Here is a 17653-nt window from a genome sequence, read left to right as displayed (position 1 = left end):
CGTGATCGAGGACGCCCTCGACCACTTGGTAAAGGGCATCGTCGAGCACCCCGACGAGGTGCAGGTGCGTTCGCGCAACCTGCGTCGGGGCAACACCATCGAGGTGCGGGTGCACCCTGATGATCTCGGCAAGGTGATCGGCCGGGGCGGCCGCACGGCGCGCGCACTGCGCACCGTGGTCGGCGCCCTCGGCGGTCGCAACGTCCGGGTCGACCTGGTCGACGTGGACAACATTCGCTGACGCAGCTGCTCGTTCAGCCGTCGGGCTTGAGGCCGACCGGGACGCATGTCGTCCCGGTCGGCCTTTTTCGCTTCCGCGGCCCGATCGGTCGTCTGGTCGTCTGGTCGTCTGGGCGGCTTCTGCGGGTCTTCGCCGGCCTTTGTGGGTCCTCGTGGACCTTCGCCGGGGTCGGCTCCAGGCGTTTTCGTCGCATCCGTCTCAGCTCATCTACACCTGCTCATCTGTCTCTGCCTCTCGCTCAGCAACTCCAGGAGAACGATCACCGTGCAGCTCGTCGTCGGCAAGATCGGCCGCGCCCACGGCATCAGAGGGGACGTCAGTGTCGAGGTCCGCACCGACGAGCCGGAACTCCGGCTCGGCCCTGGTGCCGTCCTGCTCACCGACCCGGCCTCGGCCGGGCCCCTGACCATCGAGTCCGGCCGGGTGCACAGCGGCCGGCTGCTGCTGCGCTTCGCCGGCGTCAAGGACCGCAACGCCGCCGAGGCACTGCGCGGCACCCTGCTCATCTCCGAGGTCGACCCGGAGGAGCGTCCGGACGACCCGGAGGAGTACTACGACCACCAGCTGATCGGCCTCGACGTGGTGCTGCTCGACGGCACCCGGGTCGGCGAGCTGACCGAGGTCGTCCACCTGCCGTACCAGGACCTGCTCATGGTGGAGAAGGCCGACGGTACCGAGGTGATGGTGCCCTTCGTCACCCAGATCGTGCCGACCATCGACCTGGAGAACCAGCGGGCCGTGATCACCCCGCCGCCCGGGCTGATCGACCCCGAGGAGGCCGAGGTCGCCCGCGGCGCCTCGGAGGAGCCGGAGGAGTCGGAGTGAGCGCCGAGCAGGCTTCCGGGGACGCCGTCCTCCGGGATGCGGATGTCCACGGTGTCGACATCCAGGGAGACCAGGGCGTCCGGTCCGGGATGCGGATCGATGTCGTCTCGATCTTCCCCGAGTACCTGGAACCGCTGAACATCTCGCTGGTCGGCAAGGCCCGGGCCCGTGGCCAGCTCGACGTGCACCTCCACGACCTGCGGGAATGGACCCATGACGTGCACCGCACGGTGGACGACAGCCCGTACGGCGGCGGCCCCGGCATGGTGATGAAGCCCGAGCCGTGGGGCGAGGCGCTGGACGCGGTGGTGGCCGGCGGTCCTGCGGGCGAGGTCCCCACGCTGGTCGTGCCGACCCCGAGCGGGCGCCCGTTCACCCAGGAGCTGGCGCAGGAACTGGCGGGCCGCCCCTGGCTGGCGTTCACCCCCGCGCGGTACGAGGGCATCGACCGCCGGGTCATCGAGGAGGCCGCCACCCGCATGCCGGTGGTCGAGGCCTCGATCGGCGACTACGTGCTGGCCGGCGGCGAGGTCGCGGTGCTGGTGATGGTCGAGGCCATCGCCCGGCTGTTGCCCGGCGTGCTCGGCAACGCCGAGTCCCACCGGGACGACTCCTTCGCCCCCGGTGCGATGGCCGACCTGCTGGAGGGCCCGGTCTACACCAAGCCCGCCGAATGGCGCGGCCGGACCGTACCGGACGTGCTGCTCAGCGGAAACCACGGCAAGATCGCCCGCTGGCGGCGGGAGCAGGCCTTCGCCCGCACCCTGGCCAACCGGCCCGACCTGGTCGGGCGCTGGCAGAACGGCGCCTTCGACAAGAAGGACCGGGCGGCGCTCAGCGTCCTGGGCCTGGCCTGGGACGAGGAGCTGGGCCGATTTCGGTCCGCAGCCGGTGATGTGGAAGAATAGGCCGCTGCTGTCTGTCGCTGGTTCCCTTCCGTAGGGAACACGTGGACCGGCGCCCTCGCCACGGGGGGATCGCCGCCAGCCGATGCGGCCCGCAGCTCACCCCATTGTGACGAACTTCCGTGGGCGGCCCGTGGCGCCTGCGATGGAGAGCAACATGAGCAACAAGCTCGCTGCTGTCGACGCGGCTTCGCTGCGCACCGACATCCCGGCCTTCCGCGCCGGTGACACCCTGAAGGTTCACGTCCGGGTCATCGAGGGCAACCGCTCCCGTGTCCAGGTCTTCCAGGGCGTCGTCATCCGTCGCCACGGCGCCGGCGTCGGTGAGACCTTCACCGTTCGCAAGGTCAGCTTCAACGTCGGCGTGGAGCGCACCTTCCCGGTGCACACCCCGGTCGTCGAGAAGATCGAGGTCGTGACCCGCGGTGCGGTTCGCCGCGCCAAGCTGTACTACCTGCGTGACCTCCGCGGCAAGGCCGCGAAGATCAAGGAGAAGCGCGACCGCTGATCCACGGACCCCTGGCCGCGCCGGGGGGCCGGATCGCTCCGAGGGGCCGGGCTGCCGCAAGGTAAGCTCAGCGCCCGATGAGCACGCACGAACCACTCGCGGACCGCGACGGCAGTCCCGCACCCACCGGTGCGGACTCGCTGTCGCGGTCCGCGGTCGTTTCCGGGTCGGGGTCGGGGTCGGGGGCGGGGCCGAGGTCGTCCGCGGAGACGGGCGGAGGCCGGGGCGACGTCGAGAGCAGCGGCCAGAACCCGGACCACGATCGGGCCGAGACGACGGACGAGGACGCGGACGCAGGCGCGGAAGCGGCCTGCGGTGCGGCCGACGACGAGGATGGCGACGAGGCTCACGACGAGGCCGACGAGGCGCCCGGGCGGTCGCGTTCGCGGGACCTGCTGCTGTTGGCCGGGATCTGCCTGGCGGCGCTGCTCCTCGTGAACGCCTTCGTGGCCCGTCCGTTCACGGTGCCGTCCGGCTCGATGGAGAACACCCTGCAGCCCGGCGACCGGTTGATCGCCAACCAACTCGCCTACGCCTTCGGCGGTCACCCCCAACGGGGCGACGTCGTGGTCTTCGACGGGACGGGATCCTTCCTCCCCGAGTCGGCCGAGCCACCGGGGTTCTGGGACAGCCTGCGCTCGGTCGGCCGGGACCTCGGGCTGGTCCCGGCCGGGGACACGGTCTACGTCAAGCGCGTGGTCGGTGTCGCCGGGGACCGGGTGCGGAGCACCGGCCCGGGTGCGCCGGTCACCGTCAATGGCGTGCCGGTGGACGAGACCGCTTACCTGGACCCGGGCGACCAGCCGTCCGACGTACCCTTCGACATCCTGGTGCCGCGCGGCAAGCTGTTCGTGCTGGGCGATCACCGCAGCGCCTCCCGGGACTCGCGTGACCACCTCGGTGAGCCCGGTGGGGGCTTCGTGCCCGAGGACAAGGTGATCGGCCGGGCCGAGTGGGTGGTCTACCCGTTCTCGCGCCTGACCGGCCTGAACCGGCCCACGGCCTTCGCCGCGATTACGGGGACGGGTGGTCATGGGGAGCAGGGGTAGGGGGAGGGTCGCCGACCACCCGGCCCCGGAGCAGGGCAGCGGCGAGGCGGACCACGCCGGCGCCGGCCCCGCTGTACCGGTCCGCGGCCGCGCCGAGCGCCGCCGTAGCGCCCGCCGCGCGGCGCGTCGACGCAAGCGCTCGCTGCTGCGCGAGTTCCCGCTGATCATCCTGGTGGCACTGCTGGTGGCGCTGGTGATGAAGACCTTCCTGATCCAGGTGTTCGTGATCCCCTCGGGCTCGATGGAGCAGACCATCCAGGTCGGGGACCGGGTGCTGGTGGACAAATTGACCCCCTGGTTCGGCAGCGAGCCGCAGCGCGGCGACGTGGTGGTGTTCAAGGATCCGGGCGGCTGGCTGGAGGGCGATCGCAAGCCGTCCGGCGACGGGCCGGTACTGGGCCCGGCCAAGCAAGTGCTGACCTTCGTCGGACTGTTGCCGTCCGACAACGAGCAGGACCTGATCAAGCGCGTGATCGGTGTCGGCGGGGACACCGTCGAGTGCTGCGACGAGCGGGGGCGGCTCAGCGTCAACGGCCACCCGGTGGAGGAGCCGTACCTCGCGGCCGGCAACCCGCCGTCCCGGCAGCCGTTCAAGGTGACGGTGCCGAAGGGGCGGCTGTGGGTGATGGGGGACCACCGCGACGTCTCCGCCGACTCCCGCTTCCACATGGGCAATCCGGGACAGGGCACCGTCCCGCTGACCGATGTGGTCGGTCGCGCGTTCGTGATCGCCTGGCCGCTGGGCCGCTTCCATCAACTCGATGAACCGGGTTCACTCTCCTCTCTTTCCGCGACCCCGCAGGTCGCGAGAACTACGCCAGAATCGATGGCGGTTGGGCCGGTTCCCGTGGAACCTCCGCTCGTTATGGGTGTGTTGGGCATCCTTCCGCTCGTCGTTCGCCGGCTGAGGCGGCCTCCGGAGTGAGCCGCTGCGGCCGTTGAACGGGCTGGCGGCGCGTGTGGAACCGTGAGCCGGATGCCTTGGAGTGATAGAGAAGTGCAGGTGCGGCCGGGAGCGGTCCCGGCTGTCCGCCAGGCGGTGTTGGTGTCAGGGGAGTCCGCTGTGGGCAATCCTGATGCGTTCATGGTCGTGGTGAGCGTGGTGCCCGCTGTGCGGCACTTTGAGCGCGGGCGCGCGGGCGTCCGCACAGCAGGGAGGAGACGTTGTGGGGGATTTGGTGATCGGTGCCCGCTCAGGCGCCGGGGAACCCGAGGGCCCGGGCGGCCGGGTGAGCCGGTCCGCCGAGTCCTCGGCGCCCTCCGCCGCGGTCGAGGACGCGGCGGCCCAGACCGCCGATGAGCACGGCACCGGCTCGGACGGTCCCGCGGAGCCCCCGCGGCCGGAGAGCGGGTCGGCGGACGGGTCGGCGGACGATTCGGATTCGGAGGCGCCGGCCAAGCCGCGCAAGCAGCGCTCCTTCCTGAAGGAGCTGCCGATCCTGGTCGGCATCGCGCTGATCCTGGCGCTGGTGATCAAGACCTTCTTCGTCCAGGCCTTCTCCATTCCGTCCGAGTCGATGCAGAACACCCTGCAGGTCGGCGACCGGGTGCTGGTGGACAAGCTGACCCCCTGGTTCGGATCCGAGCCCGAGCGCGGAGACGTCGTGGTGTTCCACGACCCGGGCGGCTGGCTCAACGACGAGCCGACCCAGCAGAGCAGCAACTCCTTCGTCCGCGGCGTGCAGGACGTGCTCAGCTTCGTCGGGCTGATGCCCTCCGCCAATGAGAAGGACCTGATCAAGCGGGTCATCGCGGTCGGTGGCGACACCGTCGAGTGCAAGGACGACGGCCCGGTCAAGGTCAACGGAGTGGCGCTCAACGAGCCGTACATCTACTCCGGCAACACTCCTTGCGGGACGCAGCCCTTCGGCCCGGTGAAGGTGCCGAAGGGCCGGATCTGGGTGATGGGCGACCACCGCGCGGACTCGCTCGACTCCCGCTTCCACATGGACCAGCCGGGCGGCGGCACCGTGCCGGTGGACAACGTGATCGGGCGTGCCTTCGTGGTGGCCTGGCCGGTCAGCCACTGGTCCACGCTCCCGGTGCCGGACACCTTCGACCAGAAGGGCCTGGCAGCGGCCTTGCCGGTCGCGCCCCCCGTGGCCGGTGCGGTGGGGGCCGTCGTCCTGCTTCCGCTGGTGCGCCGGGTGCGGACCCGGACGGAGCGCCGGAAGGCCTCCTGAGCTCCACCAGCTCCTCCCCGACCCTTGCGCGGGCCGTGGTACCGACGAGTAATCTGCTCGGACGTGCCACGGCCCGTCGGCGTTCGCGCCCGAGCCACCGGCGTGCCAGTGGTGTTCTCCGGTCGGCCAGAGGTGGACGGTTTCGATGAGCAGTGTCGTGGAGCAGTCGGCCGACCAGCCGGACGCGCCCGCCCCGTCCGGCCGGCGGCCCGCCGCGGTGCTGCAGGGCGTCGCGCTCGCGCTCGGGCTGCTGCTGATGATCGGCGGTTTCGCGCTCATAGCGATCGACTACCGGCCGTACAAGATCCCCACGGCCTCGATGCACCCGACGCTCCAGGTCGGCGACACCGTGCTCGCCCGCAAGGCCGACGGCGGCGCCATCGGCCGAGGCGACGTGGTGGTCTTCCGGGACCAGGCCTGGGGCGGGGAGCTCATGGTCAAGCGGGTCGTCGCGGTCGGCGGCGACACCGTCGCCACCACTGCGGACGACCACCGGCTGACGGTCGACGGACAGCCCGTGGAGGAGCCCTACCTCGCGACCCAGGGCCGCCAGGGCGAGTCGTTCAGCGTGACGGTGCCGCAGGGCCGGCTGTTCCTGCTCGGCGACAACCGGGTCGGCTCGCTCGACTCCCGCACCCACCTGGAGGTCGACGGCGGGACCGTCCCGGCCACCGCGGTCGAGGCCAGGGTCGAGGCCACCCTGCTGCCCTTCGGGCGGACCGGCCTGCTGCACCGGACCACGGCCTTCGACGGTTTCGCGGGCCCGAGGGCCGGGGACCCGGGGCCGCTGGAGCCGGCCGCCTACGCCAGCGTTGCGGGCGCGGCGCTGATCGTCGTGACCTCGGTGGTGGGCGGGGTGGCGGGCCTGGCGCGCCGGCTCCGCCGGAGGCACAGCTCCTGAGCGCGACCGTCGCAGGCCGGGCCGCTCTGCCGAACATCGCCCCGGACGGACGCGCCGGGTGGCAGGATCGGTAGCGCCACCGATGCGAACGGAAGGAGCGTGGAGCGCTGCCATGACTGCACAGCGTCGCAGGGCGGCGCGGATCCTGCTGCTGGACGGGCAGGACCGCATCCTCCTCTTCCTGGGGGTCGACCCCGCAGCCCCCGACGAGGCGTGGTGGTTCACGCCCGGGGGCGGCTTGGAGCCGGGGGAGGACGTGCGGGAGGCCGCCGAGCGGGAGCTCGCGGAGGAAACCGGCTTGCGGGGTGTGGACCTGGGGCCCTTGGTGGCGTACGGCACGGTGTCGTTCTCCTTTCAGGGGCAGCGTTACGAGCAGGAGCAGTGGTTCCACCTGGCCCGGACCGCGGGGACGGAACTGGACCACTCGGGCATGGGCGAGGACGAACACGCCCAGCTGCTCGCGGCGCGCTGGTGGACGGTCGAGGAATTGCGGGGGACAGCCGACACGGTCTATCCGGTCGGGCTGGCGGACTTCCTGGAGCGACTGCTGGCAGAGGGCCCGCCGGTCGATCCGGTACGGCTCTGAGCGTGGGTGCGGTGGTCCACAATGGGTGGACGTGACAATTTGAGGGGACGCCTGGATGAGTGCCGAAGATCTCGAGAAGTACGAGACCGAGATGGAGCTCAAGCTCTACCGGGAGTACCGGGACGTCGTCGGCCTGTTCAAGTACGTGATCGAGACTGAGCGACGTTTCTACCTCACCAACGACTACGAGCTGCAGGTGCACTCGGTCCAGGGCGAGGTGTTCTTCGAGGTGTCGATGGCGGATGCGTGGGTCTGGGACATGTACCGGCCGGCCCGGTTCGTCCGCAAGGTCCGGGTGCTGACCTTCAAGGACGTGAACATCGAGGAACTCGCGAAGAGCGATCTGGAGCTGCCCTCGGACGAGTCCGGCTTCGGGAACTGACGTTGGACGACTCAGTCCCACGCTGTCCAGCCGAATTTCGCGTGACGGGGGCTTCTCACTCCTGCGGGTGACAGGAGTCGTCTCCAGACCCGAGTTATCCACAGGCAACCGGTAATTCCCGGTTTCGGTCTGCGCGGTGGTGCAGCCTCCTCGGCGGAGGTGGTCACCATGCAGAACACCATCGTGCAGGACCAGGCCGTACCGAACACGGCCGAGAACGCGGCGGACGACCTGGCCGACCGGGACCGCAGCACCAGGACCGGGCTCGGCCGCTACGGGGAGCGGGTCGCCGCCCGTCACCTCGCGGAGGCCGGGCTCCGCATCCTCGACCGCAACTGGCGCTGCGTCGAGGGCGAGCTGGACATCGTGGCCCTCGACGGCGACACCGTCGCGGTCTGCGAGGTGAAGACCCGCTCCGAGCGGGGCTTCCAGCAGCCCAGCGAGGCCATCGACCGGGCCAAGGCCGCCCGGCTGCGGCGGCTGGCGGAGCGCTGGCTGGCTGAACGCTGGCCCGGCCACTTCGCCCGGCTGGCCGGGCCCGGGTACGACCCCGGGCCGTCCGATCCGCAGTGGCCGCCCGCCCCACCGGGCGGAGTGCGGATCGACTTGGTCGCCGTGGTCAACCGGGCGCGGGGTGCGGCCCTGGTCGACCACCTGCGGGGGGTGGTCTGAGATGGCCTTCGCCCGTACCTGTTCCGTCGCGCTGGTCGGGGTCGACGGAGTGATCGTCGAGGTCCAGGCCGATCTGGAGCCCGGGGTGGCCGCGTTCACCCTGGTCGGCCTGCCTGACAAGGCACTCAGCGAGGCCCGGGACCGGGTCCGCGCAGCGGTCTGCAACAGCGGGGAGGCCTGGCCCCAGCGGAAGCTGACCGTCGGGCTCAGCCCCGCCTCGGTGCCCAAGAGCGGCAGCGGCTTCGACCTCGCGGTGGCCTGCGCCGTGCTGGCCGCCGCCGAACGGCTCGACCCGTCCTCCATCGCCGACCTGCTGCTGATCGGCGAGCTGGGGCTGGACGGCCGGGTGCGGCCGGTCCGCGGGGTGCTGCCGTCGGTGCTGGCCGCCGCCGATGCCGGATACGACCGGGTCGTGGTCGCCGAGCAGACGGCGCCCGAAGCCTCGCTCGTCCCGGGGGTGACGGTGCTCGGGGTCCGCAGCCTGCGCCAGCTGGTCGCCGTCCTGACCGGGGCGACGCCGCCGGAGGAGCTGCCCGACCCGATCGGCGGCAGACCGGATCCGCTGATGGCCGGCCTGATGCTGCCCAGCGCGAGCGTCCGGGGCCTGCCCGACGACCGCGCGGCGCGTTTCGACATGGCCGACGTGGCCGGTCAGTACGAGGCCAGGCGAGCCCTGGAGATCGCCGCGGCCGGAGGGCACCACCTCTACCTCAAGGGGCCTCCGGGCGCCGGCAAGACGATGTTGGCGGAGCGGCTGCCCGCGCTTCTCCCGCCGCTGACCCAGAAGGAGTCGCTGGAAGTCACCGCCGTCCACTCGGTGGCGGGCCTGCTCCCGGCCGGGCGTCCGCTGATCGACACCGCGCCCTACTGCGCCCCGCACCACTCCACCACGATGCCCGCGATCGTGGGCGGCGGCAGCGGTCTGCCGAGACCGGGGGCGGTGTCCTTGGCCCACCGGGGAGTGCTCTTCCTCGACGAGGCGCCGGAGTTCCCGGTACGGGTGCTCGACGCGCTGCGCCAGCCGCTGGAGTCGGGCGAGGTGGTGATCGCCCGATCGGCAGGCTCGCTCCGGCTCCCGGCCCGATTCCTCCTCTGCCTGGCCGCCAATCCCTGCCCGTGCGGCCGGTACTCGCGGCGGGGCGAGGGCTGTGAGTGCACCCCGGCCATGGTCAGCCGGTACCAGGGGCGGCTCTCCGGTCCGCTGCTGGACCGGGTCGACCTCCAGGTCCAGGTCGCCCCGGTGACCAGGATCGAGCTGATGGAGCGGGACACCACGGCCGAGAACACCGAGACCGTCGCGGCCCGGGTGCTGGCGGCGCGGGAGCGGGCTGCGGTCCGGCTGGCGCAGACCCCGTGGCGGACCAACGCGGAGGTGCCCGGCCATGAACTGCGGACCCGGTGGCAGCTCGGGTCCGGTGCGCTCAACGACGTCGCCCGTCAGCTGGAGCGCGGGCTGCTGACCGCGCGCGGCCTGGACCGGGTGCTCCGGGTCGCCTGGACGGTCGCCGACCTGGCCGGCCGCGACCGGCCGGACCAGCGGGACGTGCGCACCGCCCTGGTCCTGCGCACCGGGGTCGAGCAGGGGCTCCCGCTGCCCGAACGCGGATACGGCCGGGCCGGGATCATCCCGGCACAGCGCAGGACCGGCCCGGAGGACGACTGGCCCGACCCGCCGGAGAAGCCCCTGGCGAACGAGGAGGAGGCGGCGTGAACCAGCTGTTGGGGCACCCCCAAGCGGCCCAAGCGGCCCAAGCACTTCAAGCGGCCCAAGCACCCCGGGCAGATCGAGCACCCCGGGCGGCCGAGGCCGGCCCACGGACCGGACTCGAACCGGAGCGGCTCGCCCGGGCCATGCTCAACCGGCTCAGCGAACCGGGCGACGCGGTGGTCGGCCGCTGGCTCGGCCAGCTCCCCGCCGTGGAGGTGGTCCGGGCGATCAGGGAGGGCGACGTCCCCGACCACCCCGGGCTGGACTCCGCCCGGCTGGCCGCCTACCAGGCGCGGCTCCCGGGGCTCGACCCGGCGAACGACCTGAAACGGGTACGGGACGTCGGCGGGCGCTTCATCATTCCGGGGGACACGGAATGGCCCAGTCAACTGGACGACCTGGGTGACGGACGCCCGATCGGGCTGTGGACCACCGGCACGGGTTCACTGCGGCTGCTCGCCCTCCGCTCGGTGGCCGTGGTGGGCTCGCGGGCCTGCACGGCCTACGGCGCCCATGTCGCGGGCGAGCTCTCGGCCCAACTGGCCGAGCGCGGCTGGGTCGTGGTCTCCGGCGCCGCGTACGGGATCGACGCCGCGGCCCACCGAGGGGTGCTGGCCGTCGGCGGGATGACCGTCGCCGTGCTGGCCTGCGGAGTCGACGTGGCCTACCCGAAGGGGAACGCCGAACTGATCCGGCGGATCGGCGTCCAGGGCCTGTTGGTCAGCGAACTCCCGCCCGGAGAGCACCCGAACCGCTTCCGCTTCGTGCTCCGCAACCGGGTCATCGCGGCGCTGACCCGGGGCACCGTGGTGGTCGAGGCGGCTCTGCGCAGCGGAGCCCTGAGCACGGCCAGACGGGCGCGGGACCTCAACCGCCACACCATGGGTGTCGCCGGGCCCGTCACCTCGGAGCTCTCCGCCGGGGTGCACGCCCTGATCCGCAGCGGCGGCGCCACGCTGGTCACCGACGCGGCAGAGGTCACCGAACTGGTCGGGTCGATCGGGGAGGACCTCGCCCCGCAGCGCAGCGGTCCGGTCCTGCCGAGGGACTTGCTGGAGCCGGCGGTGGCCCGGGTGCTGGAGGCCGTACCGGCCACGGCGGACGGCGCTCCGGTCGAGCGACTGGCCCGCCAGTCCGGACTCCCGCCGGACGAAGTCCTGCAACGGCTCTACGAGTTGGTCTCGCTCGGCTTCGTGGAGCGGCACGGTGCGCACTGGCGAGCGGTACGGAGGAGGTGAGCGGCGGGCAGGCGAACACGGGTGCGCCCGGGGGAGGTGAGTCGGCACGGTCCAGCTGACCTGCTGATCCGGTTCTTCCGCTCGTGTGCCCGGATCCGGTGAGCGAACGCCACCGGATCGGGGGACGACCGAGTGGCGGTAGCGCTTTGCAGTGGGTCGGTGACGCTACGCTCCACATGCCTTCCCTATCAGCACATGACTCGGCAGAACGGCGCAGACCAACGTATGCCCACACACATTCCCGGACACAGAGTGACCGGTGGCGCTCGGTCCTCGGGAGGGCCGCGGACCGAGCGGCGCACCGTGACCGAGTTCCCGCCCAAGTCGGCGGGGACGATGGGAGGCCTGTCGCGCCAGGGCGGCCGGCCGACGGTGGTACCAGGCCAGCCCGCGGACACGACCAAGGACGCCGATCCAGCCAGGGACACCGACGCGACCGGAGGCGCTGACCCGGCCCGCACCGCCAAGCCGGCCCCCAACCCCGGGGCGGTCGGCGAAGCGGACGCGCCGGGTGGCGCGGCCGTCGACCACGCCCCCCGGTTGGCTTCGAGCGCCCCCGCCCCGGATGCCACCTCCCCACCCGTTTCCCGGCCCCGCCGGGAGCGGGCGGGCACGGGGGAGGGCGCAGGCGGTCGGGAGGCCGGGGCCCCGGGGCGCAGCGCGCTCGAAGAGCTCTGGCGTTCGTACAAGGAGACCGGCGACCAACGACTGCGCGAGCAGCTGATCCTGCACTACTCACCACTCGTCAAGTACGTGGCGGGCCGGGTCGGGGTCGGTCTGCCCTCCAATGTCGAGCAGGCCGACTTCGTCTCCTCCGGGGTCTTCGGGCTGATCGACGCGATCGAGAAGTTCGACATCGACCGCGCCATCAAGTTCGAGACCTACGCGATCAGCCGCATCCGCGGCGCGATCATCGACGAGCTGCGCGCCCTGGACTGGATCCCCCGCTCGGTGCGCCAGAAGGCGAAGGCCGTCGAACGGACCTACGCGACACTGGAGGCCCGGCTGCGCCGGACGCCGCACGACCCCGAGGTCGCGGCCGAGATGGGCATCGCGATCGAGGACCTGCACGCGATCTTCAGCCAGCTGTCGCTCGCCAACGTGGTGGCCCTGGACGAGCTGCTGCACCCGGTGGGGGAGGGCGGCGACCGGCTGAGCCTGGTGGACACCCTGGAGGACCACGGGGCGGACGACCCGGTCGAGGTGGCCGAGGACCGCGAGCTGCGCAGACTGCTCGCCCAGGCGGTCAACACCCTCCCCGAGCGGGAGAAGACCGTGGTGACGCTCTACTACTACGAGGGACTCACCCTCGCCGAGATCGGACAGGTGCTGGGGGTAACGGAGAGCCGGGTGAGCCAGATCCACACCAAGTCCGTCCTCCAGCTGCGCGCCAAGCTCTCGGACGTCCGGTAGCGAGCCGCCGGAGCCGTCCGACGAGCCCGGCCCCCGCACCCGGATGCGCCGCGCTGTACCGGCCGCAGGTAGGGCTCCGTACAGTGGGAGCGTGCCGAAGATCCGAGCGGCCACGGTGGCCGAGCATCGCCAGCTGCAGCGGGCAGCCCTCCTGGATGCTGCCCGCAACCTGCTCACCGACGGTGGCATGGAGGCCCTGACCTTCCCCGCGCTCGCGGCCCGCACCGGGCTGGCGCGCTCCTCCGTCTACGAGTACTTCCGCTCCCGCGCCGCCGTGGTCGAGGCGCTGTGCGAGGCGGACTTCCCGCTCTGGGCGGCCGAGATCGAAGCCGGGATGGCGAGCTGCGACACCGCTGCCGAGCGGATCGAGGCGTACGTCCGCGGTCAGCTGGCCCTGGCCGGCGACCCGAGGCACCGCGCCGTCATGGCCATCTCGGCACCGGAACTGGACGAGGCCGCGCGTGAGCGCATCCGAGTGGCGCACAGCCGGCTCGCCGGTCTGGTCGTCCGGGCCCTGGAGGACCTCGGCCACGAGCAGCCCCGGCTCGCCGCGGCGTTGTTGCAGGGGGTCGTGGAGGCGGCCGTCCGCCGGGCCGAGCAGTTCGCCACCGGGGACCGGGCGGGTTGCCCGGTCGAGTCCCCCGAGGCGGTCGCCGATGGTGCCGTCGCCCTGGTGTTGCGCGGCCTCGACCGCACCTGAACCGCCGTCCGGCCCGGGCGTCGAACTTTTGCCGAGCAACGGCCCCTTCCCTCGGGCCGGGTCACTCCATCCGCCCGGCCCGGCCAGGCCCGCTCAGTGGCAGCAGGCGTGCCCGGCCCGTGCCGAGCAGGGCCAGCGGATCGAGGTAGCGGCCGCCGCGCAGCAGCCCCCAGTGCAGGCAGTCCCGCGCGCCGCAGTGCCGCCCGTCCGGGGCGAGCTGACCGATCACCTGCCCGGCGGCCACCGCGGTGCCGACCGGGAGCTCGCCGAGGACGGGCAGATAGGTGGTCCGCAGCGGGGGAGTCCCGGAGCCCGGATGGGTGACGGTCACCACCGGGCGCCCCGCCACCAGCCCGGAGAACGCGATCACCCCGGCGGCAGCCGCCCGTACCTCCGCCCCGGGTGCGGCGGAGAGGTCCACCCCCCGGTGCCCGGCCGCCCACGGTTTCGCCGGTGGCTCGAACCGCTTCAACATCCCGCTCGGCCCGCCCACCGGCCAGGCCCGCGCCGCACCCCAACCTGGACCGTCGGCTGAACCGCCGGCTGGACCGCCGCCGGAGTCGCCGCCGGACCCGGCGACGGGACCACCTCCACTCGGCCCGCCGCCCGCCGAAGCTCCCGCCGCACCAGAAGCAGCAGGCATACCGGCCACGCCAGCAGCCCACCCCACCCCCGCCGGCACCCCCGACGCACTCGCAACCCCCGCCAGGGCGAGCAGCACCGCCGGCACCGCCCCGGTGACCACCCCTCGAACCCCACGCCGTCCAGTCATGCCCCGAGACTGGCCGCGCCCCGACTTCCACACCACCCAGATCTGGATGCCTGTGGACAAACCACCCCCGCCCCGGATCGCCGTCACCCGGACGGGTGTACGAGCTCCGCCATCCGGTGTACAAACGGCATACGAGGACCGTTCGGCGGGCAGTGGGCCGACCAGTCGGCACCCTTCCTCCGTCCGCGGCGGCCCCGTCGCCGAAGCCGTTCTCCCGGGCTCCCGCACGGTCGGTCTCCCGGGCCGTCCACGGGCCGTCGGCAGCTCGTGGCCCGTTCGTCCGTAGCCCGCCCGTAGGCCCTCGCGCGCCCGCGAAGTCGCTCGCTGCTCGGCGCTTCCCGTACACTTCACACGCGACCCGGTCCACCGGGTCGACTTCGCACGCCCCGCCACCGGTGGTCGGACGCGGTTCTTCCGCGGCCCCGCCAGGTGCGAGTGCCGCTCGGTCCGCCGAGCCCGACCGGTCCCCGGACCGAGCGGGTGGAAGCGGCTCGGCACGATCGGGGCGTCAGGCGTGGCTGTCACCTGGCCGCCACGGACAACCGAGACTGACCTGGCCGTAGGCACTTCGCCCGAGGGAACCCCCGAGGGCAGCCACAGCCGGGCCGTAACACCTGAGGAGCACGGCAATGGCCGTCGTCACGATGCGGGAGCTGCTGGAGAGCGGCGTCCACTTCGGTCACCAGACCCGCCGCTGGAACCCGAAGATGAAGCGCTTCATCATCACCGAGCGCAACGGCATCTACATCATCGACCTGCTGCAGTCGCTGAACTACATCGACCGCGCCTTCGAGTTCATCAAGGAGACCGTTGCCCACGGCGGCAGCGTCCTCTTCGTCGGCACGAAGAAGCAGGCCCAGGAGGCCATCGCCGAGCAGGCCACCCGCGTGGGCATGCCCTACGTGAACCAGCGCTGGCTCGGCGGCATGCTGACCAACTTCTCGACCGTCTACAAGCGTCTGCAGCGCCTGAAGGAGCTCGGCGAGCTGGACTTCTCGGACGTGGCCGGCTCCGGCCTCACCAAGAAGGAGCTCCTGGTCCTCCAGCGCGAGCACGACAAGCTGGAGAAGACCCTCGGCGGTATCCGCGACATGCAGCGCGTTCCCAGCGCTGTCTGGATCGTGGACACCAAGAAGGAGCACATCGCGGTCGGCGAGGCCCGGAAGCTCAACATCCCGGTCGTCGCCATCCTCGACACCAACTGTGACCCGGACGAGGTCGACTACAAGATCCCGGGCAACGACGACGCGATCCGCTCCGTCACCCTGCTGACCCGCGTGATCGCCGACGCCGTCGCCGAGGGCCTGAAGTCCCGCGCCGGTGTCGCCAAGGCCGACACCAAGGCCGAGCCGGGCGCCGACCAGCCGCTGGCCGACTGGGAGAAGGACCTCATCGAGGGCGAGAAGAAGGCCGAGGAGGCCCCCGCGGCCGCCGAGGCTCCGGCTGAGGCCCCCGCTGCCGAGGCCGCCGCCACCGAGGCCCCGGCCACCGAGGCTCCGGCCGAGCAGGCCTGACGTACCAAGGGTGAGGGGCACTCGCCGGTACGACACCGGCAGGTGCCCCTCTCTCCCGCGCCGGGACCGAACCATCGGTCCCGGCGCATCCCCACGCAGACACGCGAGACGCGAGAAGAGATTCACACCATGGCGAACTTCACCGCCGCGGACGTCAAGAAGCTCCGTGAGCTCACCGGCGCCGGCATGATGGACTGCAAGAAGGCCCTGGACGAGGCCGAGGGCAACGTCGAGAAGGCCGTCGAGCTCCTGCGCATCAAGGGCCAGAAGGGTGTTGCCAAGCGCGAGGGCCGTGACGCCTCCAACGGCGCCGTCGCCGCGCTGATCGCCGAGGACAAGAAGTCCGGCGTTCTGGTCGAGCTGAACTGCGAGACCGACTTCGTCGCCAAGGGTGACAACTTCGTCCAGGTCGCCGACGCGATCGCCGCCCACGTCGCCAAGAGCGCCCCGGCCGACCTGGACGCCGCCCTGGCTTCCGAGATCGAGGCCGGCAAGACCGTCCAGCAGTTCGTGGACGAGGCCAACGCGACCCTGGGCGAGAAGATCGTCTTCCGTCGCTTCGCCCAGTTCAACGGTGACGGCTTCGTCGCGGTCTACCTGCACAAGACCAGCCCCGACCTGCCGCCGACTGTCGGTGTCCTGGTCGAGCTGGACAAGGAGAACGCCGAGGTCGCCAAGGACGTCGCGCAGCACATCGCCGCCTTCGCGCCGAAGTACCTGTCCCGTGAGGAGATCCCGGCCGAGGCCCTCGAGAACGAGCGCCGCGTCGCCGAGGCCACCGCCCGCGAGGAGGGCAAGCCGGAGGCCGCCCTGCCGAAGATCGTCGAGGGTCGCGTCACCGGCTTCGTGAAGGAGAACTCCGTCCTGGAGCAGGCCTTCGCCAAGGACAACAAGAAGACCGTCGCCAAGGTCCTCGAGGAGGCCGGCGTCTCCCTCAAGCGCTTCGCCCGCTTCCGCGTCGGCGCCTGAGCCACGTTCCACCTGGTCCCCGGCCCCTCTAGGCTGGGAACCGCCCCCGCCCGCTGACCGGGGCGGGCGGAACGCCGAACGGGCTCACCCAGCGCCAACCGTCCATGGGCGGGCCGTGTCGGCACCATGAACGACGAGGAGGCCATTGCCGTGCAGGACACCGAACCGGTTCCCGCGGCAGTGGCCTCCTCTCGTGTACGCGCAGGCCGGGCATCCGCACGCCCAGGCCTGTGAGCCAGCAGGTGCAATAAAGGAGAAGTCCATGCAGGAGACGCAGGAGACCGCGCAGGACCCCAAGGCCGGCTCGCGCCGCCGGGTGCTGCTCAAGCTGTCCGGTGAAGCCTTCGCCGGTGGCGGCGGGCTCGGCGTCGACCCGGACGTCGTGCACGCGATCGCCCGCGAGATCGCCACGGTCGTCCGCGCCGGTACCGAGGTCGCGGTGGTCATCGGCGGCGGCAACTTCTTCCGGGGCGCCGAGCTGCAGGTCCGCGGCATGGACCGGGCCCGGTCCGACTACATGGGCATGCTCGGTACCGTCATGAACTGCCTGGCACTGCAGGACTTCCTGGTCAAGGAAGGCATCGAGACCCGGGTCCAGACCGCCATCACCATGGGCCAGGTCGCCGAGCCGTACCTGCCGCTGCGGGCCGTCCGGCACCTGGAGAAGGGCCGCGTGGTGATCTTCGGTGCCGGTATGGGCATGCCGTACTTCTCCACCGACACCACGGCCGTCCAGCGCGCCCTGGAGATCCACGCCGACGTCCTGCTGATGGGCAAGAACGGCGTGGACGGCGTCTACGACTCCGACCCCCGGACCAACCCGGACGCGGTGAAGTTCGACGCGCTGGAGTACTCCGAGGTCATCGCGCGCGACCTCAAGGTCGCCGACCTCACCGCGATCACCCTGTGCAAGGACAACAACCTCCCGATGCTGGTCTTCGAACTGCTGGCGGAGGGCAATATCGCGCGTGCGGTGAAGAGTGAGAAGATCGGCACACTCATCAGCCAGGATTCTGTCCGGGCCTGAGCAGCAACCAGCCGTACGGGGCGGCGTCCGCCGCGACCGGCCCCGATGCCGACGCCGGTC

General features: G+C 71.8%; 19 protein-coding genes. 18 read left to right on the top strand and 1 reads right to left on the bottom strand.

The features are described 5' to 3' along the window. The first annotated feature begins 1 nt into the window (after position 1). The 15 genes from ACZ7BZ_RS29785 to ACZ7BZ_RS29715 all read left to right on the top strand — a co-directional run bounded on the left by ACZ7BZ_RS29785 (position 2) and on the right by ACZ7BZ_RS29715 (position 13311). Positions 2-241, top strand: coding sequence for an RNA-binding protein (locus ACZ7BZ_RS29785; RefSeq protein WP_030056773.1), 240 nt, complete (start codon positions 2-4; stop codon positions 239-241). A gap of 264 nt (positions 242-505) precedes the next feature. Then, complete coding sequence (rimM, locus tag ACZ7BZ_RS29780) at positions 506-1066, top strand: ribosome maturation factor RimM (protein ID WP_380453369.1); 561 nt, start codon at positions 506-508, stop codon at positions 1064-1066. An 89-nt stretch (positions 1067-1155) separates the two neighbouring features. Continuing rightward, the gene (gene trmD, locus ACZ7BZ_RS29775; RefSeq protein WP_380453474.1) at positions 1156-1974 is read left to right on the top strand and encodes a tRNA (guanosine(37)-N1)-methyltransferase TrmD; all 819 of its coding nucleotides are present in this window, start codon (positions 1156-1158) and stop codon (positions 1972-1974) included. A gap of 154 nt (positions 1975-2128) precedes the next feature. After that, the gene (gene rplS / locus ACZ7BZ_RS29770; RefSeq protein WP_030243502.1) at positions 2129-2479 is read left to right on the top strand and encodes a 50S ribosomal protein L19; all 351 of its coding nucleotides are present in this window, start codon (positions 2129-2131) and stop codon (positions 2477-2479) included. Between the two features lie 77 nt (positions 2480-2556). Next, on the top strand, positions 2557-3528 hold the full coding sequence (gene lepB / locus ACZ7BZ_RS29765; RefSeq protein ID WP_470361040.1) for a signal peptidase I: 972 nt from the start codon (positions 2557-2559) through the stop codon (positions 3526-3528). Further along, complete coding sequence (lepB, locus tag ACZ7BZ_RS29760) at positions 3512-4453, top strand: signal peptidase I (RefSeq protein ID WP_470361039.1); 942 nt, start codon at positions 3512-3514, stop codon at positions 4451-4453. Before lepB (ACZ7BZ_RS29765) ends, lepB (ACZ7BZ_RS29760) begins: the two co-directional genes overlap by 17 nt. A 241-nt stretch (positions 4454-4694) precedes the next feature. Next, a complete protein-coding gene (lepB, locus tag ACZ7BZ_RS29755; protein ID WP_470361038.1) occupies positions 4695-5711 on the top strand; it encodes a signal peptidase I in 1017 nt (338 codons plus the stop codon). Between the two features lie 145 nt (positions 5712-5856). Further along, positions 5857-6612 carry a signal peptidase I gene (lepB, locus tag ACZ7BZ_RS29750; RefSeq protein WP_470361037.1) on the top strand — a complete coding sequence of 252 codons (756 nt, stop codon included), beginning with the start codon at positions 5857-5859 and terminating at the stop codon, positions 6610-6612. 112 nt (positions 6613-6724) lie between these two features. Continuing rightward, positions 6725-7198, top strand: a complete 474-nt coding sequence (locus ACZ7BZ_RS29745; protein ID WP_470361036.1) for an NUDIX hydrolase — start codon at positions 6725-6727, stop codon at positions 7196-7198. A 55-nt stretch (positions 7199-7253) separates the two neighbouring features. After that, positions 7254-7580 carry a DUF2469 domain-containing protein gene (locus tag ACZ7BZ_RS29740; protein WP_030056781.1) on the top strand — a complete coding sequence of 109 codons (327 nt, stop codon included), beginning with the start codon at positions 7254-7256 and terminating at the stop codon, positions 7578-7580. 168 nt (positions 7581-7748) lie between these two features. After that, a complete protein-coding gene (locus tag ACZ7BZ_RS29735; RefSeq protein WP_470361035.1) occupies positions 7749-8252 on the top strand; it encodes a YraN family protein in 504 nt (167 codons plus the stop codon). Between the two features lies 1 nt (position 8253). Then, positions 8254-9963 (top strand): YifB family Mg chelatase-like AAA ATPase, encoded by a 1710-nt coding sequence (locus ACZ7BZ_RS29730; RefSeq protein WP_470361034.1) that lies wholly within the window; start codon positions 8254-8256, stop codon positions 9961-9963. After that, the gene (gene dprA / locus ACZ7BZ_RS29725; protein ID WP_470361033.1) at positions 9960-11198 is read left to right on the top strand and encodes a DNA-processing protein DprA; all 1239 of its coding nucleotides are present in this window, start codon (positions 9960-9962) and stop codon (positions 11196-11198) included. Before ACZ7BZ_RS29730 ends, dprA begins: the two co-directional genes overlap by 4 nt. Before the next feature lie 540 nt (positions 11199-11738). Then, positions 11739-12611: an RNA polymerase sigma factor WhiG gene (whiG, locus tag ACZ7BZ_RS29720; protein ID WP_470361066.1), complete on the top strand. Its 873-nt coding sequence runs from the start codon at positions 11739-11741 to the stop codon at positions 12609-12611. 115 nt (positions 12612-12726) lie between these two features. Further along, the gene (locus ACZ7BZ_RS29715; RefSeq protein WP_470361065.1) at positions 12727-13311 is read left to right on the top strand and encodes a TetR/AcrR family transcriptional regulator; all 585 of its coding nucleotides are present in this window, start codon (positions 12727-12729) and stop codon (positions 13309-13311) included. A 61-nt stretch (positions 13312-13372) separates the two neighbouring features. Here ACZ7BZ_RS29715 and ACZ7BZ_RS29710 read toward each other — a convergent pair whose 3' ends face one another. Further along, a complete protein-coding gene (locus tag ACZ7BZ_RS29710) occupies positions 13373-13732 on the bottom strand; it encodes a peptidoglycan DD-metalloendopeptidase family protein (RefSeq protein ID WP_470361032.1) in 360 nt (119 codons plus the stop codon). 980 nt (positions 13733-14712) lie between these two features. Here ACZ7BZ_RS29710 and rpsB point away from each other — a divergent pair. The 3 genes from rpsB (at position 14713) to pyrH (ending at position 17593) form a co-directional block, all read left to right on the top strand. Next, on the top strand, positions 14713-15597 hold the full coding sequence (rpsB, locus tag ACZ7BZ_RS29705; RefSeq protein ID WP_470361031.1) for a 30S ribosomal protein S2: 885 nt from the start codon (positions 14713-14715) through the stop codon (positions 15595-15597). A 129-nt stretch (positions 15598-15726) separates the two neighbouring features. Further along, a complete protein-coding gene (gene tsf, locus ACZ7BZ_RS29700) occupies positions 15727-16566 on the top strand; it encodes a translation elongation factor Ts (protein ID WP_380453351.1) in 840 nt (279 codons plus the stop codon). A gap of 262 nt (positions 16567-16828) precedes the next feature. Then, complete coding sequence (pyrH, locus tag ACZ7BZ_RS29695) at positions 16829-17593, top strand: UMP kinase (protein ID WP_030056790.1); 765 nt, start codon at positions 16829-16831, stop codon at positions 17591-17593. Positions 17594-17653 lie beyond the last annotated feature (60 nt).

It is taken from the genome of Kitasatospora sp. NPDC036934, from assembly GCF_055608425.1.
This window is presented reverse-complemented; position numbering and strand designations above follow the sequence as displayed.

What these genes read in the sequence shown, in the direction of transcription:
- pyrH (WP_030056790.1), top strand. Translation starts at nt 16,829, where the DNA reads ATGCAGGAGACGCAGGAGACCGCGCAGGACCCCAAGGCCGGCTCGCGC.
- ACZ7BZ_RS29735 (WP_470361035.1), top strand. Translation starts at nt 7,749, where the DNA reads ATGCAGAACACCATCGTGCAGGACCAGGCCGTACCGAACACGGCCGAG.
- lepB (WP_470361039.1), top strand. Translation starts at nt 3,512, where the DNA reads ATGGGGAGCAGGGGTAGGGGGAGGGTCGCCGACCACCCGGCCCCGGAG.
- trmD (WP_380453474.1), top strand. Translation starts at nt 1,156, where the DNA reads ATGCGGATCGATGTCGTCTCGATCTTCCCCGAGTACCTGGAACCGCTG.
- rpsB (WP_470361031.1), top strand. Translation starts at nt 14,713, where the DNA reads ATGGCCGTCGTCACGATGCGGGAGCTGCTGGAGAGCGGCGTCCACTTC.
- ACZ7BZ_RS29730 (WP_470361034.1), top strand. Translation starts at nt 8,254, where the DNA reads ATGGCCTTCGCCCGTACCTGTTCCGTCGCGCTGGTCGGGGTCGACGGA.
- ACZ7BZ_RS29740 (WP_030056781.1), top strand. Translation starts at nt 7,254, where the DNA reads ATGAGTGCCGAAGATCTCGAGAAGTACGAGACCGAGATGGAGCTCAAG.
- rplS (WP_030243502.1), top strand. Translation starts at nt 2,129, where the DNA reads ATGAGCAACAAGCTCGCTGCTGTCGACGCGGCTTCGCTGCGCACCGAC.
- ACZ7BZ_RS29745 (WP_470361036.1), top strand. Translation starts at nt 6,725, where the DNA reads ATGACTGCACAGCGTCGCAGGGCGGCGCGGATCCTGCTGCTGGACGGG.
- lepB (WP_470361037.1), top strand. Translation starts at nt 5,857, where the DNA reads ATGAGCAGTGTCGTGGAGCAGTCGGCCGACCAGCCGGACGCGCCCGCC.
- tsf (WP_380453351.1), top strand. Translation starts at nt 15,727, where the DNA reads ATGGCGAACTTCACCGCCGCGGACGTCAAGAAGCTCCGTGAGCTCACC.
- lepB (WP_470361040.1), top strand. Translation starts at nt 2,557, where the DNA reads ATGAGCACGCACGAACCACTCGCGGACCGCGACGGCAGTCCCGCACCC.